Annotated in this window: 23 protein-coding genes and 1 riboswitch; of the genes, 17 read left to right on the top strand and 6 right to left on the bottom strand. The window is 60.5% G+C overall.

Features of this window, described 5'->3' with window-relative positions; translation table 11 throughout:
- Window positions 1–35: 35 nt before the first annotated feature.
- From mnmE to VE934_RS00980, 3 genes are all read left to right on the top strand, one after another.
- Window positions 36–1,484 carry a tRNA uridine-5-carboxymethylaminomethyl(34) synthesis GTPase MnmE gene (gene mnmE, locus VE934_RS00990; RefSeq protein ID WP_324883416.1) on the top strand — a complete coding sequence of 483 codons (1,449 nt, stop codon included), beginning with the start codon at window positions 36–38 and terminating at the stop codon, window positions 1,482–1,484.
- A gap of 104 nt (window positions 1,485–1,588) precedes the next feature.
- Entirely contained in the window at window positions 1,589–2,080 is a 492-nt protein-coding gene (locus tag VE934_RS00985; RefSeq protein WP_324883414.1) for a cyclic nucleotide-binding domain-containing protein, read from the top strand.
- A gap of 285 nt (window positions 2,081–2,365) precedes the next feature.
- Complete coding sequence (locus VE934_RS00980; protein ID WP_324883412.1) at window positions 2,366–3,205, top strand: hypothetical protein; 840 nt, start codon at window positions 2,366–2,368, stop codon at window positions 3,203–3,205.
- A 144-nt stretch (window positions 3,206–3,349) separates the two neighbouring features.
- On the opposite strand, the gene VE934_RS00975 is transcribed toward VE934_RS00980, so the two are convergent.
- On the bottom strand, window positions 3,350–5,359 hold the full coding sequence (locus VE934_RS00975; protein WP_324883690.1) for a monovalent cation:proton antiporter-2 (CPA2) family protein: 2,010 nt from the start codon (window positions 5,357–5,359) through the stop codon (window positions 3,350–3,352).
- Window positions 5,360–5,430: 71 nt separating this feature from the next.
- On the opposite strand from VE934_RS00975, the gene VE934_RS00970 reads away from it, so the two are divergent.
- Genes VE934_RS00970 through VE934_RS00955 form a run of 4 tightly spaced genes read left to right on the top strand, consistent with a single transcriptional unit; the run spans window position 5,431 to window position 8,527 of the window.
- The gene (locus tag VE934_RS00970) at window positions 5,431–6,423 is read left to right on the top strand and encodes a KpsF/GutQ family sugar-phosphate isomerase (protein WP_324883410.1); all 993 of its coding nucleotides are present in this window, start codon (window positions 5,431–5,433) and stop codon (window positions 6,421–6,423) included.
- Window positions 6,423–7,034, top strand: a complete 612-nt coding sequence (locus VE934_RS00965; RefSeq protein ID WP_324883408.1) for a KdsC family phosphatase — start codon at window positions 6,423–6,425, stop codon at window positions 7,032–7,034. Before VE934_RS00970 ends, VE934_RS00965 begins: the two co-directional genes overlap by 1 nt.
- Complete coding sequence (gene lptC, locus VE934_RS00960) at window positions 7,031–7,708, top strand: LPS export ABC transporter periplasmic protein LptC (RefSeq protein ID WP_324883406.1); 678 nt, start codon at window positions 7,031–7,033, stop codon at window positions 7,706–7,708. The genes VE934_RS00965 and lptC overlap by 4 nt, the downstream gene beginning before the upstream one ends.
- Window positions 7,709–7,729: 21 nt before the next feature.
- Entirely contained in the window at window positions 7,730–8,527 is a 798-nt protein-coding gene (locus tag VE934_RS00955; RefSeq protein WP_324883404.1) for an SDR family oxidoreductase, read from the top strand.
- Window positions 8,528–8,601: 74 nt separating this feature from the next.
- Here the strand turns inward: VE934_RS00955 and VE934_RS00950 are convergent, their stop codons facing one another.
- From VE934_RS00950 to VE934_RS00940, 3 genes are all read right to left on the bottom strand, one after another.
- Window positions 8,602–9,063, bottom strand: a complete 462-nt coding sequence (locus VE934_RS00950) for an RNA-binding protein (RefSeq protein WP_324883402.1) — start codon at window positions 9,061–9,063, stop codon at window positions 8,602–8,604.
- A gap of 467 nt (window positions 9,064–9,530) precedes the next feature.
- On the bottom strand, window positions 9,531–9,758 hold the full coding sequence (locus tag VE934_RS00945; RefSeq protein WP_324883400.1) for a zf-HC2 domain-containing protein: 228 nt from the start codon (window positions 9,756–9,758) through the stop codon (window positions 9,531–9,533).
- A gap of 9 nt (window positions 9,759–9,767) precedes the next feature.
- Complete coding sequence (locus VE934_RS00940) at window positions 9,768–10,331, bottom strand: sigma-70 family RNA polymerase sigma factor (RefSeq protein WP_324883398.1); 564 nt, start codon at window positions 10,329–10,331, stop codon at window positions 9,768–9,770.
- 234 nt (window positions 10,332–10,565) lie between these two features.
- On the opposite strand from VE934_RS00940, the gene VE934_RS00935 reads away from it, so the two are divergent.
- The 4 genes from VE934_RS00935 to VE934_RS00920 all read left to right on the top strand — a co-directional run bounded on the left by VE934_RS00935 (window position 10,566) and on the right by VE934_RS00920 (window position 13,108).
- Complete coding sequence (locus VE934_RS00935) at window positions 10,566–10,856, top strand: DUF2282 domain-containing protein (protein ID WP_324883396.1); 291 nt, start codon at window positions 10,566–10,568, stop codon at window positions 10,854–10,856.
- Between the two features lie 67 nt (window positions 10,857–10,923).
- Window positions 10,924–11,799 carry a DUF692 domain-containing protein gene (locus tag VE934_RS00930; RefSeq protein WP_324883394.1) on the top strand — a complete coding sequence of 292 codons (876 nt, stop codon included), beginning with the start codon at window positions 10,924–10,926 and terminating at the stop codon, window positions 11,797–11,799.
- Window positions 11,796–12,644 (top strand): DNA-binding domain-containing protein, encoded by an 849-nt coding sequence (locus tag VE934_RS00925; RefSeq protein WP_324883392.1) that lies wholly within the window; start codon window positions 11,796–11,798, stop codon window positions 12,642–12,644. Before VE934_RS00930 ends, VE934_RS00925 begins: the two co-directional genes overlap by 4 nt.
- A complete protein-coding gene (locus VE934_RS00920) occupies window positions 12,641–13,108 on the top strand; it encodes a DoxX family protein (RefSeq protein WP_324883390.1) in 468 nt (155 codons plus the stop codon). The genes VE934_RS00925 and VE934_RS00920 overlap by 4 nt, the downstream gene beginning before the upstream one ends.
- 84 nt (window positions 13,109–13,192) lie before the next feature.
- Here the strand turns inward: VE934_RS00920 and VE934_RS00915 are convergent, their stop codons facing one another.
- Together VE934_RS00915 and VE934_RS00910 are read right to left on the bottom strand one after the other, a co-directional pair.
- Complete coding sequence (locus VE934_RS00915) at window positions 13,193–13,858, bottom strand: glutathione S-transferase family protein (protein ID WP_324883388.1); 666 nt, start codon at window positions 13,856–13,858, stop codon at window positions 13,193–13,195.
- 162 nt (window positions 13,859–14,020) lie between these two features.
- Window positions 14,021–15,223: an ammonium transporter gene (locus VE934_RS00910; protein WP_324883386.1), complete on the bottom strand. Its 1,203-nt coding sequence runs from the start codon at window positions 15,221–15,223 to the stop codon at window positions 14,021–14,023.
- 154 nt (window positions 15,224–15,377) lie between these two features.
- A riboswitch (yybP-ykoY riboswitch) is annotated at window positions 15,378–15,504 on the top strand.
- 80 nt (window positions 15,505–15,584) lie between these two features.
- Between VE934_RS00910 and VE934_RS00905 the strand changes: the two genes are divergently transcribed.
- The 6 genes from VE934_RS00905 to VE934_RS00880 all read left to right on the top strand — a co-directional run bounded on the left by VE934_RS00905 (window position 15,585) and on the right by VE934_RS00880 (window position 22,391).
- Window positions 15,585–16,151: a TMEM165/GDT1 family protein gene (locus tag VE934_RS00905; protein WP_324883384.1), complete on the top strand. Its 567-nt coding sequence runs from the start codon at window positions 15,585–15,587 to the stop codon at window positions 16,149–16,151.
- A 207-nt stretch (window positions 16,152–16,358) separates the two neighbouring features.
- Window positions 16,359–17,513 carry a homoserine O-succinyltransferase MetX gene (gene metX / locus VE934_RS00900; RefSeq protein ID WP_324883382.1) on the top strand — a complete coding sequence of 385 codons (1,155 nt, stop codon included), beginning with the start codon at window positions 16,359–16,361 and terminating at the stop codon, window positions 17,511–17,513.
- Window positions 17,507–18,106, top strand: a complete 600-nt coding sequence (gene metW, locus VE934_RS00895; RefSeq protein WP_324883380.1) for a methionine biosynthesis protein MetW — start codon at window positions 17,507–17,509, stop codon at window positions 18,104–18,106. Before metX ends, metW begins: the two co-directional genes overlap by 7 nt.
- Window positions 18,107–18,237: 131 nt before the next feature.
- Window positions 18,238–19,143: a chromate resistance protein ChrB domain-containing protein gene (locus VE934_RS00890; protein ID WP_324883378.1), complete on the top strand. Its 906-nt coding sequence runs from the start codon at window positions 18,238–18,240 to the stop codon at window positions 19,141–19,143.
- A complete protein-coding gene (gene chrA, locus VE934_RS00885; protein ID WP_324883376.1) occupies window positions 19,143–20,513 on the top strand; it encodes a chromate efflux transporter in 1,371 nt (456 codons plus the stop codon). Before VE934_RS00890 ends, chrA begins: the two co-directional genes overlap by 1 nt.
- Before the next feature lie 45 nt (window positions 20,514–20,558).
- The gene (locus VE934_RS00880) at window positions 20,559–22,391 is read left to right on the top strand and encodes a SulP family inorganic anion transporter (protein ID WP_414693788.1); all 1,833 of its coding nucleotides are present in this window, start codon (window positions 20,559–20,561) and stop codon (window positions 22,389–22,391) included.
- Window positions 22,392–22,395: the final 4 nt, after the last annotated feature.

Raw genomic sequence — 22,395 nt, 5'->3', positions numbered from 1 at the left:
AAAGGGCCGCTTTGCGGCCCTTTACCATTGCGGTCATGCTTCCCCGCCACCACGACCCCATAGCTGCCATTGCCACCGCACCAGGGCGTGGCGCCGTGGGTATTGTGCGGGTATCGGGCAAGGATTTGGCGCCACTGGTGATAGCCGTTTGTGGCCGCACGTTAAGCGCGCGTCAGGCTACTTACCTCCCGTTTCGTGATGCCGCGGGCCAGCCCATAGACCAGGGACTGGCGATTTTTTTCCCTGCGCCGCATTCGTATACCGGTGAGGACGTTCTGGAACTGCAGGCACACGGCGGACCAGTGGTATTGCAGCTGTTGCTGGCGCGCTGCCTGCAAGCCGCAGCCGGGAACGATGTCGCCACCGGGCGCCCTCGCGTGCAGGGCCTGCGGCTGGCTCAGCCCGGTGAATTCACGGAGCGGGCGTTTCTGAACGACAAAATGGATCTCGCGCAGGCCGAAGCCATTGCGGACCTCATCGACGCCAGTACGGAAACAGCGGCGCGCTCCGCCGCGCGATCGCTTTCGGGCGAATTTTCCAAAGAAATTCATGTTTTGCTGGACAAGCTGATTCACCTGCGCATGCTGGTGGAGGCAACGCTCGATTTCCCCGAGGAAGACATCGACTTTTTGCAAAAAGCAGACGCTCAGGGTCAACTAAAGCGGCTGCAGGAAACGCTTGCAGCGGTGATGCAGCGGGCCAGCCAGGGCGCGATTCTGCGTGAGGGCATCAAGGTGGTCATCGCTGGCCAGCCCAACGCGGGCAAAAGCTCGCTGCTCAATGCGCTGGCTGGTGCCGAATTGGCCATCGTCACGCCGGTTGCAGGGACCACGCGCGACAAGGTCGTTCAGCTGATTCAGATCGACGGTGTACCCCTGCATGTGGTGGATACAGCTGGCCTGCGTGACAGTTTGCTGCCGGAGATCGATCAGGTTGAAAAAATCGGAATCGAACGCGCCTGGACGGAGATTCAAACTGCGGATGCCGTGCTGTTTCTGCACGATCTGACGCGTCAGCAGACACCGCACGATGTGCGGATTGCCAGCAACTACATCGCGTCTGATGCAGAAATAGCGGCAGCCATCAAGCAAAAGTTGCCCGCCAGTACGCCGGTTATTGATGTGTGGAACAAGGCGGATGCGGTTGAGGCCGCGGCGGGCCTGGCGCCAGCTTCAGGCGTGTTGATCTCAGCCAAGACGGGGGCCGGTTTGCCGGAACTGAGGCAACGGCTCCTAGCGCTGGCGGGCTGGCAGGCGGCTCCAGAAGGCGTGTTCATGGCCCGGGAGCGCCATGTGCTGGCCTTGCGCGATGTGGATGTCCGGTTGAAACAGGCGTCGGCGCAACTTGGTGCGAACATCCCAGCTTTAGACTTGCTCGCGGAAGATTTGCGGCAAGCCCAAAACGCACTCAGCGGCATCACCGGCCAGTTCACCCCCGACGATTTGTTGGGGGAAATTTTCTCCAAATTTTGCATCGGCAAGTAGGCCCCGCAGCGGTCCCGTACGTCTCGGAAATCAATGTATCAGGTGTAAGCGGGCGTTAACGTCCCTTGCAGTGTCAAGGCCATGGAGGGTATCTTCCGTTCACCATGAACGCCCCACTCCTGTCCCCCCTGCGTTTTGACATCCAGAGCCTGGTTCAGGCCATGGCACACAGCCACGCGAGCGATGCCCTCCGTTGCCAGCTGAGCCCGCAGCAGTGGGAAGTTTTGGGCGGGTATATCCAGCCCTTTTCGATGCAGCAGGGCCAGACGCTTATTGAACAGGGTGCGGTCGATCAAACGCTGTATTTCGTTGAAAGCGGAACCCTGAGTGTTCACTATGAAGACGATAAAGGCCGGGTTCGACTGGCCATGGTGGGCGCCGGCTCCGTGATTGGCGAGGGGGCGTTTTTCTCGCGCTTGCCGCGCAGCGCCTCGGTACAGGCCACCAACGCGTGCAAGGTCTGGTGCCTGACCGCGTTGCGGTTCAGGGAGCTGGCCAACCGTCACAGCCCGATTGCGCTTGAGTTGAGCATGGCTCTGGGTGGCGTGCTTGCCAAACGTTTTTACAACCGCCCCAAACGGGTGGCGGTGACCTGAGACGGCCCGGCCGGCGACGCAACATGTGCGATACCGGCGTGACAGGCACCAGCGGGCGGCTGGCAAAGTCGCAGGAAAGGCTTGCCCACGCGCGCTCTCGAAACACGAAAAACGTGACTTATTGCAGGCTTGGGTCGGTATTCGATCCTGCCACTGGTACGCGCCCGGGTTTGAGGACCAAAACCCCGGCATGTTTCAGTAAACTGCCCAGTAAGCGCGGCGTTTACGCAACCCTCTTTTCATCGATCGTTGCCAGGCAGCCATCATCTCAACAGGTACCCATCCATGTCACTCTTTAGCTGGTTCTCTGGTTCCCCCGTCGCTGTCAAGGAAGACAGCTCGGGGCTGAGCCGCGACGACCGCACGCGCCCCGCCCCCGGCGTTCGCGCAAAACCGGCGGTGTCCATGCCGCCGGTGAGTACCCCATCTGCAGGGACGGCGGCCAACGGAGACCGGCCCAGTGAGCGCAAGTCGCATCGCCATGCCAGGCGCGAGCAGCTGTATGTGGCCGTGCGGGAGGCCATGATTCGCGCCGGCGTGCTGTCGGCAAGCTACAAGTTCAAGGTGTTGTCGCTGGACCCACGCGGCGAGCAGTTCATGGTCATGATGGATCTGGCACAAGAGTTTGGTGACCAGATGGAGCGGCTGACTGAAATCGAAGTCATGATCGCTCAAAGCGCCAAGCAGCGTTACAACATCCGGGTGACAGCGGTGTACTGGCGCATGAATGAGATGGTCTCCGTGGCGCGGCCCGCTGCCGTTGCTGCCGCGGCAGCATCAGCGCCCGGACTCAGCCGGGCACGCCCGGTGTTTACGGAGTCTGACGCGGAAGTGCACAGCACCGTTCCACCCGAACCCGAAGCCGCCACTACCCAGGCGCCAGCACCGTCAAGGTATGAGCCGATCCAGGCCGATGAAGTCGCTGCGTTTAAGCAAGCGGTTGCCGCTGCGGCAGCGCTTGGGGCTGTATCGCCGGAAAAAGCGATGGTGCCAGTCAAGGAACCGGCCAGTCGGAGCGGCCCCCGCTCCTACACTTTGCTGACCGGGTTTGAGGACACTGAGATGCCCGACTCCCCGGCTGTCATGCCAGCCTTGAGCGCGACGCAATACGGTGATCTCAACTGACTGCGTGTACGGTTGGTGATCTGAATCTCGCGCGCCGCAAAACATGCGGGCGCAGCACATAAACAAATCGGCATTTTGCCCTTGATTAACGGGCGAAGCGCGCTATGCATTTGATAGCTTTCTGCCGGGCGCAGCTGGGCCCGTTTATGCCAGCCCGGGCTTGCCGGTCGCTCCACGCAGCAGCATTTCCTCAGCCACCGCAAGCGCCTCGGGTTTGCCGGACAGCACCAGCGTGTCGCCGTCGGCCAGTAAAGTTTGCAGGTCGGGGCTTGAGGTTTTGCCGTTGCTGCGCCGCAAACCGACGACGCGTACCGCAATGTCCTGCAAGGACAAGGCACCCAGGGTTTGACCGCCGCTTCGACTGCCCGCCGGCAGGGTGATGGTCGAGAGCCGCTCCTGGTCCACCTCGCGAACAGTGTTGTCGTCGGCACCGTGAAAGTAGCCACGCAGCAGGTTGTACCGCGCGTCTCGCTGATCCTGCACCAGCCGGATCACGCGCCGCATGGGAACGCCCACCAGCGCCAGCGCATGGCTCGCCAGCATCAGGCTGCCCTCAATCGCTTCGGGCACCACCTCGGTCGCTCCCGCAGCCTGCAGCTTTTCCAGATCATGGTCGTCCACGGTGCGGACAATCACCGGAACAGTCGGCGCATGAGCCCGAATGTTTGCCAGCACCTTTAAGGCGCTGGCGGTGTCAAGATAAGTGACCACTACAGCGCTGGCGCGTGCCAGACCCGCTGCCATCAGGGCCTGCAGGCGAACCGCGTCGCCAAACACAACCGAGTCGCCAGCGGCGGCGGCTTGTCGGACCCGATCAGGGTCAAGGTCCAGAGCCATGTAAGGGATGCCTTCGCCGTCGAGCATGCGCCCCATGTTTTGCCCGCAACGGCCATAGCCGCAAATGATCACGTGTTTGTTGACGTTGATGGACTTGCGGGCAATCGAGGTCATTTGCAAAGACTGCTGCAGCCATTCGCTGCTGACCAGGCGCATCACGATGCGGTTGCTGAACATGATGATGAAGGGCGTAGCGAGCATGGATAGCACCATGCTGGCCAGAATGGGGTTGAGCAGGTCTGGCGGGACCAGGCTGTTTTTCTGCGCCAGGGTCAGCAGCACAAAACCGAATTCGCCAGCCTGCGCCAGGTAAAGCCCGGTGCGCAGTGAGACACCGGCCGTGCCCCCCAGCGCTTTGGCCAGCACGGTTACCAAAACCAGCTTGAACAAGACCGGCAAGGTCAGCAGCAGCAGCACCATGGGCCAGCGCTCAAGGACCAGCCGCCAGTCGAGCAGCATCCCGATGCTGATGAAGAAGAGGCCGAGCAACACATCATGAAACGGACGAATGTCCGTCTCCACCTGGTGCTTGTATTCCGTTTCCGAGATCAGCATGCCGGCGATAAAAGCGCCCAGTGCCAGGCTCAGGCCCGCCAGTTCCGTCAGCCAGGCAAGCGCCAGGGTCACGAGCAAAAGGTTGAGCACAAAAAGCTCTTCACTTTTTCGCCGCGCAACAATCGTGAGCCACCAGCGCATCACACGCTGGCCACCGGCCAGCAGCAAACCCACCAGCACGGCGGCCTTGAGCCCGGCGAGGGCCAGCGCCATGAAGAGCTTGTCGGGCGAAGAGCCTAGCGCGGGAATCAGCACGAGAAGCGGCACCACAGCCAAGTCCTGAAACAGCAGCACGCCCATCACACGCTTGCCGTGCTCGGACTCGAGTTCCAGCCGCTCGGACAGCAGCTTGACCACCACTGCTGTACTGCTCATGGCAATGGCTCCGGACAGCGCCAGCGCAGCCTGCCACGGCATGTTCCAGAGGGTAGGCGCGAGCGCGGCCAGAAACAGCGACCCGAAGGTGGCCAACACAATGGTGGACACCACCTGCAGAAGCCCCAGACCAAACACGTGGCGCCGCATCGAGCGAAGTTTGGGGAGGTTGAACTCAAGCCCGATGACAAACATCAGGAAGACCACGCCGAACTCGCCGAGGTGGCGCACACCGTCCGAGTTTTGCGCCAGTGCGAGCGCGTTGGGCCCAATGACCACGCCCACCACAAGGTAGCCGAGCATGGGGGGCAACTTCAGCGAGCGGCATGCAACCACGCCCAGCACGGCGGCCAGCAGATACAGCAGCGTGAGTTCCAGCGCGGTCATGCGTCGATGGTAGCTGATGGGCATTGCTTTTTGCCTCTTCTGGCAGGCACCCGCCTCTATAGAATGCGGGCATGAGCTTTGAACCCGAGACGTTTGACCCCGCGCACGCATTGGCCCTGGCCCACAGGACCTTTGAAATAGAGGCGGCAGCCATCCTCGGTTTGCGGGAGCGGGTCGGTCCGGAATTCGCTCAGGCGGTAAAGCTCATTCTGAAATGCAGCGGCCGCGTGGTGGTGATGGGCATGGGTAAAAGCGGGCACATCGGCCGCAAGATCGCGGCCACGCTCGCCTCAACCGGCACCCCTGCCATGTTTGTTCATCCTGCAGAAGCCAGCCATGGCGATCTGGGCATGATCACTCCATCGGATGTGGTGCTGGCGATATCCAACAGCGGCGAAAGCAAGGAGTTGACGGCCTTGCTGCCAGCGTTGCGTCGTCAGGCGGTACCTTTGGTGGCCATCACGGGTGAGCCTGCTTCGACCTTGGCCGAGTGCAGCAATGTGACACTCAACAGCAGCGTGGCGCAGGAGGCCTGTCCCCTTAACCTGGCGCCCACAGCGAGCACAACGGCGCAACTAGCGCTGGGCGATGCACTTGCGGTTGCTTTACTCGATGCACGCGGTTTCAAGGAAGAGGACTTTGCCCGCTCCCACCCTGGTGGCGCGCTGGGCCGCAAGCTGCTGACCCATCTGAATGACGTGATGCGTATAGGTGATGCCGTTCCAGCCGTCACGCTGCAGACGGGCTTCACCGGCCTGATGCGCGAGATGAGTAGCAAGGGTCTGGGTGCCTCTGCGGTGGTTGACGATCAGCGCCGTGTGCTGGGAATTTTCACCGACGGCGATTTGCGCCGGCTGATTGAAAAAGGAGTGGATCTGCGCGCCAGTACGGCCGCGGATGTGATGCACCCCAACCCGCGTACCTTGCGGGCAGATGCGCTGGCGGTGGAAGCCGTGGCGCTGATGGAGCAATACCGCATCACCAGCGTGCTGGTGGTTGACGAAAGCGGCGCACTGTGCGGCGCACTCAACAGCAACGATTTATTGCGCGCCAAAGTCATCTGATGGACGTTTCAACCTTGACGCCGGGCGCGATCACTCCCGCTTTGAATTTTCCGCCGCAGTTGCTGCTGTTGGCGCAGGGCGTAAAGGTCGCCTTTTTTGACGTGGATGGCGTGCTGACCGATGGCGGGTTGTATTTTGCCGAACGCCAGTCACACGACGGGCAAGGAGCGTCTGCGCTGGCGGGGGAAACAATCAAGCGATTCAATTCACTGGACGGCCACGGTCTGAAGATGCTGCAAAAAGCCGGAATCACGCCAGCCGTGATCACGGGTCGAGACAGCGTTGTGTTGCGTGCGCGTCTGCAAGCGCTGGGCATTGTTCATTGCCACTTTGGTACGGAAGACAAGCGTCCAGCGGCTGAGAAAACACTGAAGGAGCTTGGGCTGGACTGGGACGCCGCGGCTTTTATGGGTGACGACTGGCCAGACTTGCCGGTCATGCGCCGCGTTGCCTTCAGCTGTGCGCCGGCGAATGCGCATGCCGAGGTCAAGGCTGTGGCGACTTACGTAACACAGGCCACTGGCGGTAATGGCGCGGTGCGTGAGCTCTGCGACCTGCTGCTGGTTGCCAGCGGCCGATACGTGACACTTCTTCAGGAGTACGCCCAATGAGCGCCGCCACGCGCTGGTGGCCGCGGCAGGCTATGGATCTGGACTGGCGCCGCATGCTGGACAACGCCTCGCGCGTGTGGGAGCGCACTGCGATTTACATCCCTGTGCTGTTGATGGGCCTGCTTGCGCTGGGAACCTATTGGCTGGTGAGAAACACGCCCACCTCACTCGTGCCAGAGGCGCGCCGCGCAGTGTCGGCTGAGCCTGATTACTACATGCGCAAATTTGGCATCAAGACCTTCGATGAGGCGGGCCAGCTGAAAAGCGATGTTTCAGGAGCGGAGCTACGCCACTATCCGGACACCGACACGCTGGAAATCGACCGCGCGGTGATCCGCAGCTACAGCCTTGAAGGGCGCCTGACCACATCAACTGGAGACAAGGCCTTGAGCAACGGCGATGGTTCAGAGGTTCAATTGATCGGCAATGCGCTGGTGGTGAGAGAGGCTTTCAAGGATGTTGACGGGAAGGAAATCCCCCGTCTGCAGTTTCGCGGGGAGTTTCTTCACATCTACGTGAACGAAGAGCGCGTGAAATCGCATTTGCCTGTAGTTGTCAACCGCGGCAGCGACCAGTTTGAAGGCGATACGTTTGCCTTCACCAATCTCGACCGGGTGGCTGATCTTCAGGGGCGCGTCAAAAGTATTCTGGTGCCGCGTAAAGCGGCACCCTGACACTCCGCCAATAAGCGCCTCATGCCAAAACTCGTTTTCATTACCGGCGCCTCCAGCGGAATCGGCCAGGCGCTCGCCCTGCGGTTTTATCAGGCGGGCTATCACCTTGCCCTTGCGGCACGTCGCACCGCCGAAATTCAGGCGTGGGCTTTGTCGCACGGCGTTGATGCCGCCACCTTCAAAATCTACAGTGCGGATGTGTCTGACGTGGACAGCATCACTGCTGCTGGCAAGGCGTGCATAGCGGCGCAAGGGGTGCCTGACGTCGTTATTGCCAACGCGGGTATCAGCATAGGCATGGACACGGCGGTGCGTGGCGATATTGACGTGATGGCACAAACATATGCCACCAACAACATTGGCCTCGCCGCCACTTTTCACCCTTTCATCGACGCGATGGCGGAGCGCGGCTCGGGCGCCCTGGTAGGCATTGGCAGTGTGGCCGGCATTCGCGGCTTGCCGGGCCATGGCGCTTATTCGTCAAGCAAGGCTGCAGTGATCAGTTATTGCGAAAGTTTGCGCGGTGAGCTGCGGTCCACAGGCGTGAAAGTCGTCACCCTCAGCCCGGGTTATATCGACACGCCACTGACGCAGCAGAATCGATATGCCATGCCCTTTTTAATGCAGCCGGACGCGTTTGCGAACAAGGCGTTTGCAGCGATTGAATCTGGAGCCAGTTACCGGGTGATCCCTTGGCAAATGGGGGTCGTGGCCAAGCTGCTTCGCTTGTTGCCGAATGCCTGGTTTGACCGGGCATTGGCTGGCAGGCCGCGCAAGCACCGTCAAATTTCTGGACCGGAAAAGCAAAAAGGCTCCTGAATCCTGGATTCTGGAGCCTTTGAAGCGTCTCAGACGGGTCTGAAACGCTGGCAATAAAGCCGGGTTACGAGGGCTTAGTAGCCGCCGCGTCCACCACCACCGCCGCCGCCGGAACGGCCACCGCCGCTACCACCGCCGCCGTAAGGACTGCGGAAACCGCCGTCGCTACCGCCGCCGCCGGAACGGCCACCGCCGCCACCACCGCCGCCGTAACCACCGCCGCCACCACCACCGTAGCCGCCACCACCGCCGCCGCCGAAGCCGCCGCCGCTACGTGGAGGACGAGCTTCCATTGGACGTGCTTCGTTGACGACAACGCTGCGGCCGCCCAGAGGCTGGCCGTTCATGCCGGTAATTGCGGCTTGAGCTTCAGCATCGCTGCCCATTTCCACAAAGCCAAAGCCTTTGGAGCGACCGGTGTCGCGCTCCATCATGACTTTAGCGCTGGTAACAGCGCCAAACTGGCCAAAAGATTGTTGCAAGTCTTCGTCGCGGACGGAATACGGCAGGTTGCCGACGTAAAGTTTGTTGCCCATTAAGGGACTCCTCTAAAACACAATAACAAAAGCGATGGGGTCCCGAAAGCACAACAAATCTAAAACGTACCGCTGTAGCGCGCGAAACTGACCGATCACCAAACCTGTGTGGATGTGATCCACACCCGCATATTATGCGTCAGATACGCTTAGCACAAGCAAGCATCGTTTACACCTAGGCCTGTCACATGCCCGTCCGCCTTGGCTCACGGAGCATTTTGAGTCTGCAAGCCTTGGCTGGCCTTGTTATTGGCATTTCAATATCCGGGCTGTGTCTGGCAGAGACACGAACTGAATGACGCTCGGAATACGCAAACCGTTAAGTTCGTGCACACTTGCATTCCGTCCGCGCCAAGTTTCGGCGCATCAAGCGTCTCCGATCGACGGGATGCATGCATTCGATTGTTTTACACAAAGCCACAAGTGCCGGGATGGGACAGCAACCAAGGCCAACCATTCCGGACGCCTCAAAGCCTGGGCTCAACAGTGTCGGCGGCATTCAGGTCTTGACGCCAGCGGTCCATAGCCAGGCGCATGGTGAGCATCTGGTTTTCAAACTCTGGACAGCTTCTGCACGCCATGAGGTGCAATTTCAGCGCCACGGCGTCTGGGAGACTCAACGCACGGTCCTCCCGCGCCACTAAAAGGGCGGCGGCTTCTTTGCATGTGCGCCTCAGCGGGATTTGCAAGCTCATGGGGCAACTCTAGCTGGTACTGCGGAACCAGTGAATATTGAGACACTCGCGCAAGCGCAGGCGCGCACGATGAAGCTGGACATACAGATTGGTCGGCGTCAGCGAGAGTTCCTTACATACTTCTTCGCAGGAAAGCTCCAGCCATTCACGCATCAGAAAGAGGCGGCCCAGTCCGGCCGGCATCCGCTCCATGCAGGCGTCGAGCACCTCAAAAAATTGGCGTTGCTGCAGCGTCTGATGTGGATCGCCCCAGTTGCCCGGCGAATCCGCAAAATGGCCGTCGGCTTTAAAGGCAATCCTGTCGAGCTCATCAGCTTCATTGTCTGCCCCATGGTCCGGCATGGCCACTTCGCGCGCGTTGCTGCGAATCATGTCGATGACTTTGTGTTTCAGAATTCCGATCAGCCAGGTTTTAAGTTGCGATCGGTTGGCAAAGGCCTGAGGCTTGGCCAGGGCGGCGAGCAAGGTTTCGGACACCACATCTTCAGCCCACGCTTCGTTGCGGAGCTGCAGTCTTGCAAAGCGCATGAGATACATGCGGTGTTCAACAAGCTGGTCTTCGTATGACGGCATGTCGCGCAGTCTAGCCCAGCCCTGCGCACCCCGTCACCTGACAAGCGCGGTTAACTTGCGCGTTAAGAGACCGAGACCCGTTGGTCATATGGGCCCTAGCAATGAGCAGAATATTTTTGTGTAAGCTGAAACCTGTAAGAAAAGCGAAGACTGCCTGACTAACCCTCAGCCAGACAGAAGACTTCTGCACTGGTTGGACCTTTCACACCGTTAAACCCTCTGGAGATTTTCAAAATGAACCAACGCGCCATGATCGCTGCTGCTGCAGCCTCCCTGCTGTCCACCATGCTGGTTGCAACGCCTGCCGTTGCCCAGGACAAAGAAAAATGCTACGGCATTGCGAAAGCGGGCCAGAACGACTGCGCCAATCTGAGCGGCAGCCATTCCTGTGCCGGGCAGTCCAAAGTCAACGACGACGTTACCGAGTGGAAATATGTGGCCAAAGGTACTTGCGCGGGCATGAAAGGCTTGACAGCTGATGCGGCCAAGGCGAAGGCCAAAACCATGACCGACAAAAAGAGCTGAAGCCACTTTTGAATGAGTCATTCGGGTGTCTCGCGGCAACTCGTCGACGATAGACCGTAAAACTCCCATGGCGCATTCAAGCTCTTACGTCACTGGCATTGGATGGCGGCATCCCCACTACGAGGGGCTGCTTGAGTCAAAGCCCGAGCTGGACTTTATTGAAGTCCACTCGGAGAATTTTTTTGGACAGGGTGGCGCTGCCTTGGCGCTGCTGCAGCAGGCGCGACGGACCTACGATGTCAGCCTGCACGGCGTGGGCCTCGCACTTGGATCTGCTGCCGGTGTGGACCCTTGGCATCTGGACAGGCTTGCAGGGCTGGTTGAGCGCATTGAGCCGGTCCGCGTCTCAGACCACGCGTGTTTTGCGCGCGGCCCTTTCCGCGGCGCGACGGTTCATGCGGGTGATCTGCTGCCCATCCCTTTTCACCAGCGTTCACTCGACGTGTTGTGCGCCAATGTGCAGCAGGTGCAGGAGCGGCTCAAGCGCCCCCTGCTGGTCGAGAACCTGTCAGCCTATGTGAGCTTTAACAGCTCGGCCATGAGCGAGACAGCGTTTCTTTCCGAGTTGGTCAAACGTACCGGCTGCCAGCTGCTGATCGACGTCAACAATATTTACGTCAACGCGCTAAATGACCGGCTTGCCGGTGGCGGAGCGGACCCCGTGCGAGCCTGTATGGACTGGCTGAACCAGATCTCCCCAGAGGCGGTTACAGAGTTGCATCTGGCCGGGCATCAGGATTGCGGCGACATCGTGATCGATGACCATGGAAGTCTGGTTTGTGATTCGGTATGGCAGATTTACCGCCATGCCCAGCATCAGTTCGGCGGCATTCCGGCTCTGATCGAGTGGGACACGGACATTCCGTCCTTGCAGGTTTTGCTCGATGAAGCGTGCCGGGCCCGAGCTGTCGTGTCAGCGCCTGCCGATGTAGCGATGACATGAGTCAGCAGGTCTCAAACTCCCCCGAACAACTAGCCCTGCTGCAGGCGGTGTTGGGCGCTGGCGATGATTCGCCTCTGTCACCCTTGTTTGCGCGAGGCAGTGCGCAACAGGAGCAACTTTGGCAGCGTGGTCTTCAGGCCTATCGGGCCAACGGCCAGGCGCTGGCCGAGCGCGTTTTGCTGGGCGCTTACCCGGTGCTGGCGCAGCTGATGGGCGACGAAAGCTTTGCCATGCTGGCCCGGCATTTCTGGGCGGAGCACCCGCCTCTGCGTGGTGACATGGCTTGCTGGGGTGATGGCCTGGCGGACTTCATCGACGCTGCGCTGCAACTCTCTGACAACCCCTACCTCGGTGATGTGGCGCGGCTGGAGTGGCTGATGCATCAGGCGGCCAGCGCTGCCGATGTTGATGCCGACCTTGCGTCCTTCGCTCTGCTGACCTCAGCCGACCCCGCCCTGGTGACACTAACCTTGGGTGCTGGCGTGGCATTGCTGGCCAGCGGCTATCCCGTTGTCAGCGTTGTCAATGCTCATCTGCTGGGCAGCCCCACCTTGGCGCATGCCGGGCAACTTCTGCAGGAGGCTCACGCGGAAAAGGCATTGGTTTGGCGCCAGGGCTTTAAACCCTGCACCCGAGCGGTCTCGACTGGCGAATACATGGTGCTGCGCCAGCTCATGGCCGGACAGTCCCTGCTTCAGGCTCTTGAGGCGACCGACGCAACGCCGACCTTCATACAAAGCGAAGCTCTTCCTTTCGATTTCAGCGGCTGGCTGGGCGACGCCGTTCGCAACGGGCTGATCTGCGGAGCACGTTCAATACCAATAACAAAAGGAGAAGAAGGATGACAAACCATCAACCCGCGTGGCTTGGGCGCGGATTGAGTGCGTGGGACCAACTGACCCGCGCCTTGAACTGCCTGCAGCCGCTGGCTGCCTTGCTGGCTCGGCTTTACATTGCCCAGGTGTTTTTTCTCTCTGGCCTCACCAAGCTGCGCGACTGGGAAATCACGGTGGCGCTGTTCACTGACGAATACAAAGTACCTTTGTTGTCCCCTTCCGCGGCTGCCTTCATGGGCACAGCCGGTGAGCTGGTGCTACCGGTCATGCTCGTGCTGGGACTGGGCGGTCGCTTTTCCGCTCTCGGACTTTTTGTGGTCAATATAGTTGCTGTGATCTCACTCAGCGAGATAGCGCCCGCTGCCTTGCAGCAGCATATCTTCTGGGGCTCGCTGCTTGCTGCTCTGGCGATTTACGGACTGGGCCCGTGGACGCTGGACCGATGGATTTCGCCCCGACTCAGGCGTTCCTGACCGAATGTTGAGAGCGAAATCAGCCGTTTGCCCAGTAACCACGGGCGAAGTCAGCTATAAATAAGATAGCAATTCCCGGCGTCATCAAGTGGCCGGCAGTGCCGCTTTGAAAACCGCCAGTTGCGCAGCGAAGGCCCGTTGGTAGGCTGGACGCGCTTCGCCGCGGGCCACATAGCCAGCCAGGTTGGGGTATTTCTCCAGCAACCCTGATCCGTCCAACCTTCGTAGAACCGTCACCATCAGCAGATCCGCGGCGCTGAAAGCATCGTCTAGCCAGTCGGCATTGCCGAGCCGCCTCGAAAGTTCGCCCAGCCGAACCTGGACGCGCTCCTTGAGGACAGGCAAACGCTCTGCATACCAGGGCTTGTCGCGATCCAGGATGGTGGCCATGCTGCGCTCGACGATGGGCGGCTCCACCGTATTCAGCGCGGCAAACATCCACGTGATGGCGCGTGCGCGGGCATTCGCATCAGCAGGCAGCAAGCCGGCGTGGCGCTCTGCGATATGGAACACGATGGCTCCGGACTCGAAGAGCGCAAGATCGCCTTCTTCGTACGTGGGGATCTGTCCGAAAGGATGAAGGGCCAGGTGGGCGGGCTCTTTCATCGTGCTGAAAGAGACAAGGCGGACGTCATAAGCTTGTCCCACCTCCTCAAGCGCCCAGCGAACGCGCATGTCACGCGCCAGCCCCCTGCCGCGATCGGGCGAGCGTTCAAAAGCCGTGATGGTGGGGGTTGTGGGGCCGGGCATATGGTCTCCGTGTGTCTTGTTGAGTGAGCGAACAGGGAATTTACCGCTCATCTCTTCGACGATCAGGACAAGACTGAATCGACATCATCGGACGATTTATTTGCCACCTCAAAAACAAAAGCCCGGGCAGTGCCGGGCTTTTGTTAACTTCGGACGGAAAACCTACCAATTAACTTCGCGGTCTGGCGTCGATCCGATGCGGTGAATCGACAGGTCGGCCCCTTCGTATTCTTCTTCCTGGGTCATGCGCAGGCCCACGGTGGCTTTGAGAATTCCGTAGACCGCCACGCCAGCCAGCAAAGCCCAGGCAACGCCCATGGCTGTGCCGATGAGCTGCGCGCCCAGGGTCACGCCGCCAAGCCCGCCGAAGGCCTTGGTGCCAAAGATGCCCGCAGCCACACCGCCCCAGGCGCCGCACAGCCCGTGCAGCGGCCAGACGCCCAGCACGTCGTCAATCTTCCAGCGGTTTTGGGTGAGTGTGAACATCAGCACGAAGACCGCCCCCGCGACGCCGCCGGTAGCCAGCGCGCCCAGCGGATGCATCAGGTCAGACCCCGCGCACACGGCCACCAGCCCGGCCAGCGGGCCGTTGTGCACAAAGCCGGGGTCGTTTTTGCCCAGCGCCAGCGCCACCAGCGTGCCGCCAACCATAGCCATCAAGGAGTTGACCGCCACCAGGCCGGAGATTTTGTCGATGGTCTGGGCGCTCATGACATTGAAGCCAAACCAGCCTACGGTCAAAATCCATGCGCCCAGGGCCAGGAAGGGAATGCTGGAAGGCGGGTGCGCCGAGATGCCGCCATCCTTGCGGTAGCGGTTGCTGCGCGCGCCCAGCAAAATCACGGCAGGCAATGCCAGCCAGCCGCCAACCGCATGGACCACGACAGAGCCGGCAAAGTCGTGAAACTCGGCGCCGGCCACAGAAGCAATCCAGGCTTGCACCCCAAAGCGCTGGTTCCACACCACGCCCTCAAACAGTGGGTAAACCACGCCGACGATCACAGCCGTGGCCACCAGTTGCGGGTAAAACCGCGCGCGTTCGGCGATGCCGCCCGAGATGATGGCCGGAATGGCAGCGGCAAAGGTCAGCAAAAAGAAGAACTTGACCAGCTCGTAACCATTCTTCGCGGCCAATTGCTCTGCCCCTACGAAAAAGCTGGTGCCATAGGCCACGCCGTAGCCGATGACGAAATACACCACGGTGGAGACAGAAAAATCCACGAGGATTTTGACCAGCGCGTTGACCTGATTCTTTTTGCGGACGGTGCCGAGCTCAAGAAATGCGAAACCGGCGTGCATGGCCAGAACCATGATCCCGCCCAGCAGGATGAACAAGGCATCTGAGCCCTGTTTTAGTGCGTCCATAAGTCCCTCATCAATAAAAATGTTGAATTTGGTGCGAAAACCCGGAATGTTTTCGAAAGGCACCAAAAGCAAGCAATAAGCGCGCCAGTTAAGTGCGCACCATAATGGAATTTGATCCGGCGCAATGTTTCATTGGTGGCGACCGGCTAGACTGAGCCTTGTCATGGGGGTGTAGCCACCCTGCACTTTTGCAAGGGGCCTGCGTCACCACACTTGTCCGGCCTGTCCTCTGTTGTGACGCTGGACATGGCGCAAGCGGTTTCAAAATTTGCCTGAAGCTTCGCGAGACCTTTGACTGCATAGCCTCCGATTCAGGCCGGGGATGCCGTGCAGTCATGGGTATTCGGCCGGGGGTTTTTTTATGCAAGCTTTTCTCGTATCAACGGGCATCGTTACCCTCGCCGAAATGGGTGACAAGACGCAATTGCTGGCCCTCGTACTGGCCGCACGTTTTCGCAAGCCCTGGCCCATCGTGTGCGGCATCTTTGTTGCCACCCTCGCCAACCACGCCCTGGCTGGGGCCTTGGGCGCATGGCTCACTGCGCTGATCAGCCCGCAAACCCTGCGCTGGATTTTGGGTGCCACCTTCCTCGCGATGGCCATCTGGATGCTGATTCCGGACAAACTGGACAGCGATGCTGCAGAGCGACAAGCGCCGCGCTTTGGCGTTTTCGGCACCACCGCCCTACTCTTTTTTCTGGCGGAAATGGGCGACAAAACCCAGATCGCCACGGTGATGCTGGCAGCAAGATACGAGGCCTGGTTTGCAGTGGTTGCGGGCACCACGCTGGGCATGATGCTCGCCAACGCTCCCGTGGTTTGGCTGGGCGAGCGTGTCACGCGACTGGTACCGCTGCGTGTTGTGCATGTTGTATCGGCGCTTATTTTTGCGGGGCTCGGTGTGGCGGCGTTAGTGATCGAGGTTTAACGGGACCTAGGGGCTTGGCTTTCTAGTCAAGCAGGTGCCGCGGATCTGGCTCTGCCAGGCCGCAGGCGCAGCGGCCCCCCTGGGGGTATACTTATTTAGCGCCGATTTGCCAGCTTGCGGGCGCTTTAAAAGTACAGCTAAAGACGAACTCCATCACCCGGACTCGCTTTTAGCGATGCCGGGTTTTCTTTTTTTCGGGCCGTAATCTTGACGCTTGTTGCCACGCCACAGTCCATGCATTTCGCTGACGCCTTGCCACTGCAAAGCGGTGCGGCCATCCGTGCCTATGACCTGAGTTACGAGACCTACGGAACGCTCAATGCAGACAAATCCAATGCGGTGCTGATCTGCCACGCGCTAAACGCTTCGCATCACGTTGCCGGCAGCTACCTCGACGCCCAGGGCGCCGTGATCGAAAAATCCGAGGGCTGGTGGGACACCATGATCGGACCCGGCAAGTCGGTCGACACCAACCAGTTCTTCGTCATCGGCGTGAACAACCTGGGCTCCTGTTTCGGTTCCACCGGGCCCATGCAGATCAATCCCGACACCGGTGAAATTTACGGCGCCGACTTCCCTGTGGTGACCGTGCAGGACTGGGTGGATGCACAGGCCAGGCTCATGGATGCGCTGGGCATTCAGACCTTGGCAGCGGTGATGGGCGGCAGCCTGGGTGGCATGCAGGCCCTGAGCTGGACGCTGCAGTACCCGGACCGCGTACGCCATGCGGTGGTGGTGGCGAGCGCACCCAACCTGACTGCCGAAAACATTGCATTCAACGAGGTCGCGCGTCGCGCCATCGTGACAGACCCGGATTTTCACGGCGGCCACTATGGCCGGCACGGCGTGCTGCCGCAACGCGGTCTGCGCATTGCCCGCATGATTGGGCATATCACCTATCTCAGTGACGATGTGATGAACGAAAAGTTTGGTCGCCAACTCCGCGAATCTGTACAGGCGCATGCGAGCGGTTACAAATTTTCCACCCAGGAAGTCGAGTTCCAGATCGAAAGTTACTTGCGTTATCAGGGTGACAAGTTCAGCGAATACTTTGACGCCAATACCTATTTGCTGATCACACGAGCGCTCGACTATTTTGATCCGGCCCACGCTTTTGGGGGTGACCTTTCGCGGGCGCTGGCGAAAGCGACGGCCAAATTTTTGCTGGTCAGCTTCACCACCGACTGGCGGTTTTCGCCGACCCGGAGCCGCGAGATCGTCAAGGCCCTTCTCGATAATCAGCGCGACGTGAGTTATGCCGAGATCGATGCGCCCCATGGGCATGATGCCTTTTTGCTTGATGACCCACGTTACATGGATGTGGTGCGCTCCTATTTTCAGAGCAAGGTGGCCGCATGCTGAAGACTGACGAACAGCCCTCTGCTGACCAGCTGTCCATTGCGCGTCTGGTGCCCCATGGTTCGCGCGTGCTGGACCTGGGCTGCGGCGATGGCGCGCTGCTGGCGCATCTGATCCGCGAGCGCGGGTGCACCGGCTACGGCGTGGAGATCGACGATACCAACGTCCATGCCTGCGTGGCCAGAGGCGTCAATGTGATACAGCTCAACCTTGAAGAAGGCCTGGCGATGTTCGCCGATGAGAGCTTTGACGTTGTGCTGCAAATTGACACGCTGCAGCACCTGCGCAACGTCGAGGTCATGCTGCGCGAAACCGCGCGGGTCGGGCGTATTGGCATCGTGGCCTTTCCCAACTTCGGCCACTGGCCCAACCGGCTGGCCGTGATGCGCGGGCGCATGCCGGTGACCAAGGTGCTGCCCTACCAGTGGTACGACACGCCGAATATCCGCGTCGGTACGCTACAGGATTTCGAAGCGCTCGCGCAGCAGAATCACCTGAAGATTCTGGACACCTTTGGTTTGCAGGATGGCCGTGAAATCCGCTTCTGGCCCAATGCACGAGCCAGTCGGGCCGTGTTCAAGTTTCAGCGCGATTAGCGCCGTTCTGCGCCGTTTTCGGCCCTGGCGTTCTCTGCTGATAAGATTCAGGCATCGGGATTTCAGCCTCCCGAATCTTCATAGATAGACGGTGTCCCGTCCAAGCGCTGGCAACCGACTTGGAGTTTTCCGTGGACACCTCAAACCTTTCCGTTCCGTTTTGCAGACCTGACGAGCTTGCTTCCCGCCTGGGTCGCGCAGACGCCCCGCTGCTGCTTGACGTGCGGCCCGACAAAAAATTTCTGGATAGCAAGTACCTGATGGCTGGCGCGCAGCGTTGCGCACCGGGCATGGTTGCCGAGTTTGCGGCGAGTCAGTCACCCCGCGAGGTGGTGGTTTACTGCGTGTACGGACACCATGTGAGCGCAGGCGCTGCGGCAACCCTGCGCGCTGCAGGCTGGAATGCGCGTGCAGTGGCTGGCGGCATGGAGGGCGGCGAAGACGGCGTCGATGCTGCCAAGGACATCGCCCAGTGGCGCGTGCAACGCCCGCCCGTGATCGCCAAGCGACCGGACCTGGGTGTGACGGGTGAGCGTCCGTCGAAATGGATCACGCGCGAGCGGCCCAAGATTGACCGTGTCGCATGCCCCTGGCTGGTACGCCGGTTTATTGACACACGCGCCGAATTTTTTTACGTGCCGACCGCAGAGGTCATGAGCCAGGCCAAGCGTCTGGGAGCCGTGGCGTATGACATTCCGGGCGCACCGATCTCGCACGAGGGCGATCGCTGCAGTTTTCATGTGTTGATGGCGGCATTTGGCCTGCAAGACGCCGCGTTGGACCGACTGGCGCGCATTGTCCGTGGTGCAGACACTGATCAGCATGGTCTGGCGCCGGAAGCCGCGGGTTTGCTGGCGCTGTCCCTCGGTCTGTCGCAACTGCACAAGGACGACCACGCCATGTTGGAGGCTGCGATGCCTTTGTATGACGCGCTGTATGCCTGGTGCCAAAGCGTGGTGGCGGCGGGGTGGCAGGGCAAGCCGGCAGAAACCCACAACTGGCGTTCGGTAGAGCCAGTACAGGCAGGAGTCGTTTGATGACATCGAGCCCCAGTGTCAAACCGGTGACCGTTTCGTTTCGCGAGGCCTTGCGCTTCTGGCTCCGCCTCGGCTTCATCAGCTTTGGCGGTCCGGCGGGCCAGATTTCCATCATGCACCGTGAGCTGGTTGAGCAAAAACGCTGGATTTCGGAGAAGCGGTTTCTGCATGCGCTGAACTATTGCATGTTGCTGCCGGGACCCGAGGCGCAACAACTGGCCACTTACATTGGATGGCTGATGCACCGCACCTGGGGCGGCGTGGTGGCTGGCGTGTTGTTTGTGCTGCCCTCGCTGTTTATCCTCATCGCGCTGAGCTGGATTTATGTGGCGTTTGGCGACGTGACTTTGGTCGCCGGATTGTTTTACGGCATCAAACCCGCCGTGGCCGCGATTGTGCTGCAGGCGGTTCACCGCATCGGCAGCAAGGCGTTAAAGACGCCCATAAAAACGCCATTACCCTGGGTGGTGGCTCTCGCCAGCTTCATCGCGATTGCTATTTTGAACGTGCCTTTTCCGTGGGTCGTGCTGGCCGCCGCGCTGACGGGCGTGCTCTGTGCGAAGTACGCGCCTGGGCAGTTTGCAGCCGGTGGGGCGCACGGTGCAGCCGCCGCGGCTTATGGCGCTGCGCTTATTGACGACGATACGCCGACACCCGAGCACGCGCGCTTCAAAAAATCGCGGCTGGCCAAGGTGCTCGCGGTGGGCGCGATGCTCTGGTTGTTGCCCATGGGGGCGCTGGTGGCGTGGCAGGGCTGGAGTGGCGCCTTGAGCCAGATGAGCTGGTTTTTCACCAAGGCAGCGCTTCTGACTTTTGGGGGTGCCTACGCTGTGTTGCCGTACGTCTACCAGGGCGCGGTTGAACAGTTTGGCTGGCTCACGGGTCCGCAAATGATTGACGGGCTTGCGCTGGGCGAAACCACACCGGGGCCGCTGATCATGGTGGTGGCCTTTGTGGGTTTTGTAGGCGGGTGGACCAAAGAAGTGCTGGGGCCTGACGCCCTTTTTCTCGGCGCTGCACTGGCCGCGAGCCTCGTGACCTGGTTCACCTTTTTGCCCTCCTTCATTTTCATTCTGGCCGGCGGGCCGGTGGTGGAATCGACCCACGGCAAGTTGCATTTCACCGCGCCGCTGGCTGCGATCACTGCGGCCGTGGTCGGCGTCATCGCCAGTCTTGCTCTGTTTTTTATAGCGCATATCGCTTTTAAAACAGGAACAGCGGCCAGTTTTCCGGCCAATGTGGAGTGGCCTTCCGTGTTGCTCATGGTGGCGGCGGCAATTGCGCTGCTGCGCTTCAAGGTGGGTGTCATCCCGGTGATTGCTGCGAGCGCGTTGGCGGGTCTGTTGCTCCGCTGGGCGGGGCTGGCTTAAGGCTGCTGCGGCGCGGCACAAGCAGGCCGCGTTATGCTCAGGCCCATGCAAGGGCACCCAGAAAAAACCGGAGCTGCGGCAATGCCGAATCTGCTGGAGCGCCTGTTTGGCAGCTGGGTGCGCACCGTATCGCCGCTTACCCTGCGCGCTGACTTGCTGGCCGGCTTGCTGGGCGCGGTGCTGGTTCTCCCGCAGGGCATTGCGTTTGCGACGCTGGCTGGCTTGCCGCCAGAGTACGGCCTGTACACCGCCATTATTCCCGCCATCATTGCTGCGATGTTTGGCTCCAGTTGGCATGTCGTCTCTGGGCCCACCAACGCCAACTCGCTGGCCTTGTTCGCGATGCTTTCTCCCCTGGCCCTGGCCTTCAGTCCGGCCTACATCCAGCTGGCCCTGGCAGTGACGGTGCTGGTGGGCGTTATGCAGTGGCTGATCGGAACCTTGCGCCTTGGGACCTTGGCCAACTTCATTTCCCCGGCGGCCTTGTTCGGCTTTACCTCGGGCGCCGCTGTGCTGATCGCGGCGTACGCGCTGCCGGACCTGCTCGGGCTGTCAGCCCCATCTGCGCGCGGTGCCCTTGCCGTGCTCGCGCATGTCGCTTCACAACTTGCCGCCGTACAACCTTCAGCGCTGGTTGTGGCGGGGGCGACGATGGCGGTGGCTTTGCTCATGCGGCGCTGGAGATCAAACTGGCCTTTTATGCTTGCAGGCCTCGTGGTGGCTACGGCGGTGGGCTGGGTTTGGAACCGATATGCAAACGACGGCGGCGCTGCCCTGCGCATGGTGGGTCAGATCGCAACGCCCTGGCCCAAATTTGCGATACCGCAGATCAGCTGGTCGTCGCTCCCCGAGCTGCTGGGCCTGGCGTTTGCGCTGACCATCGTCGCGCTGGGCCAGGCGATTTCGATTGCCAAGGCGGTGGCGGAAAGGTCTGGCCAGCGCATTGATGCCAACAGGGAGTTCCGCGGCCAAGGCCTCTCCAACATCGTGGGCGGCTTTTTTTCGTCCTACGTGTCCTGCGGCTCCATGAACCGCTCCATGCCGAATCTGGAGGCGGGTGCGCGCACACCGCTGGCCTCGGTTTTTTCGGCGTTGTTGCTGCTGGCACTCGTGGCGGTCAGCTCGTCCTTGCTGGCGCAGATTCCCATGGCTGCCTTGGCTGCGTTACTGGTGCTGGTGGCGGCCTCGCTGCTGGACCTGAAGCGCTGGAAACAACTCTTCAACTTGAGCCGCACGGAGTTTGGCGTTGCACTGGCCACGATGGTGGCCACGGTCACGATCCGGCTCGAGATGGCGATTTTGCTGGGCACCTTGCTGTCGCTGATGTCTTTTCTGTACCGCACGTCAAAGCCGGCGATGCGCAGCATGGGCTTTGACAGCGAACAGCCAGACCGGCAGTTTGTGGTTCTTGCCGACGCTTCGCATCCACTGCCCGAATGTCCTCAGCTCAAGCTGCTGCGCATGGAAGGCGAGGTTTATTTCGGCGCCACGCAGCACGTGGCTGATACCCTGCATGCACTGCGTCACATGCATGACCCGCAGAAGCATCTGCTGGTCATGGGCAAAAGCATGAACTTCATCGATCTGGCCGGGGCAGAGCTCTGGGAGGACGAGGTGACTGCACGGCGTGCATTGGGGGGAGATCTTTACTTTCATCGTCCGCGCCCCGAGGTGATTCAGATGTGGCAGACCACAGGCTTCACCCGCTTGCTGGGCCCCGATCACCAGTTTGCCGACAAGCGCAGCGCCATCGCAACAATCTTTCCCAAGCTTGACCCGCAGATCTGCAGGCAGTGCACGGCCAGGATATTTTGGGAGTGCCGCAGTGTGCCTGGCCCGGATACAAGCTCCCCTGATAAACGCCAGACCACCCTTTGAACCT

This window comes from Polaromonas sp. (genome assembly GCF_035638815.1).
Taxonomy (GTDB): domain Bacteria; phylum Pseudomonadota; class Gammaproteobacteria; order Burkholderiales; family Burkholderiaceae_C; genus Polaromonas.
This window is presented reverse-complemented; position numbering and strand designations above follow the sequence as displayed.

Coding starts and splice junctions, on each gene's coding strand:
- mnmE (WP_324883416.1), top strand. CDS start 36: ATGCTTCCCCGCCACCACGACCCCATAGCTGCCATTGCCACCGCACCA.
- VE934_RS00985 (WP_324883414.1), top strand. CDS start 1,589: ATGAACGCCCCACTCCTGTCCCCCCTGCGTTTTGACATCCAGAGCCTG.
- VE934_RS00980 (WP_324883412.1), top strand. CDS start 2,366: ATGTCACTCTTTAGCTGGTTCTCTGGTTCCCCCGTCGCTGTCAAGGAA.
- VE934_RS00975 (WP_324883690.1), bottom strand. CDS start 5,359: ATGACCGCGCTGGAACTCACGCTGCTGTATCTGCTGGCCGCCGTGCTG.
- VE934_RS00970 (WP_324883410.1), top strand. CDS start 5,431: ATGAGCTTTGAACCCGAGACGTTTGACCCCGCGCACGCATTGGCCCTG.
- VE934_RS00965 (WP_324883408.1), top strand. CDS start 6,423: ATGGACGTTTCAACCTTGACGCCGGGCGCGATCACTCCCGCTTTGAAT.
- lptC (WP_324883406.1), top strand. CDS start 7,031: ATGAGCGCCGCCACGCGCTGGTGGCCGCGGCAGGCTATGGATCTGGAC.
- VE934_RS00955 (WP_324883404.1), top strand. CDS start 7,730: ATGCCAAAACTCGTTTTCATTACCGGCGCCTCCAGCGGAATCGGCCAG.
- VE934_RS00950 (WP_324883402.1), bottom strand. CDS start 9,063: ATGGGCAACAAACTTTACGTCGGCAACCTGCCGTATTCCGTCCGCGAC.
- VE934_RS00945 (WP_324883400.1), bottom strand. CDS start 9,758: ATGAGCTTGCAAATCCCGCTGAGGCGCACATGCAAAGAAGCCGCCGCC.
- VE934_RS00940 (WP_324883398.1), bottom strand. CDS start 10,331: ATGCCGTCATACGAAGACCAGCTTGTTGAACACCGCATGTATCTCATG.
- VE934_RS00935 (WP_324883396.1), top strand. CDS start 10,566: ATGAACCAACGCGCCATGATCGCTGCTGCTGCAGCCTCCCTGCTGTCC.
- VE934_RS00930 (WP_324883394.1), top strand. CDS start 10,924: ATGGCGCATTCAAGCTCTTACGTCACTGGCATTGGATGGCGGCATCCC.
- VE934_RS00925 (WP_324883392.1), top strand. CDS start 11,796: ATGAGTCAGCAGGTCTCAAACTCCCCCGAACAACTAGCCCTGCTGCAG.
- VE934_RS00920 (WP_324883390.1), top strand. CDS start 12,641: ATGACAAACCATCAACCCGCGTGGCTTGGGCGCGGATTGAGTGCGTGG.
- VE934_RS00915 (WP_324883388.1), bottom strand. CDS start 13,858: ATGCCCGGCCCCACAACCCCCACCATCACGGCTTTTGAACGCTCGCCC.
- VE934_RS00910 (WP_324883386.1), bottom strand. CDS start 15,223: ATGGACGCACTAAAACAGGGCTCAGATGCCTTGTTCATCCTGCTGGGC.
- VE934_RS00905 (WP_324883384.1), top strand. CDS start 15,585: ATGCAAGCTTTTCTCGTATCAACGGGCATCGTTACCCTCGCCGAAATG.
- metW (WP_324883380.1), top strand. CDS start 17,507: ATGCTGAAGACTGACGAACAGCCCTCTGCTGACCAGCTGTCCATTGCG.
- chrA (WP_324883376.1), top strand. CDS start 19,143: ATGACATCGAGCCCCAGTGTCAAACCGGTGACCGTTTCGTTTCGCGAG.
- VE934_RS00880 (WP_414693788.1), top strand. CDS start 20,559: ATGCAAGGGCACCCAGAAAAAACCGGAGCTGCGGCAATGCCGAATCTG.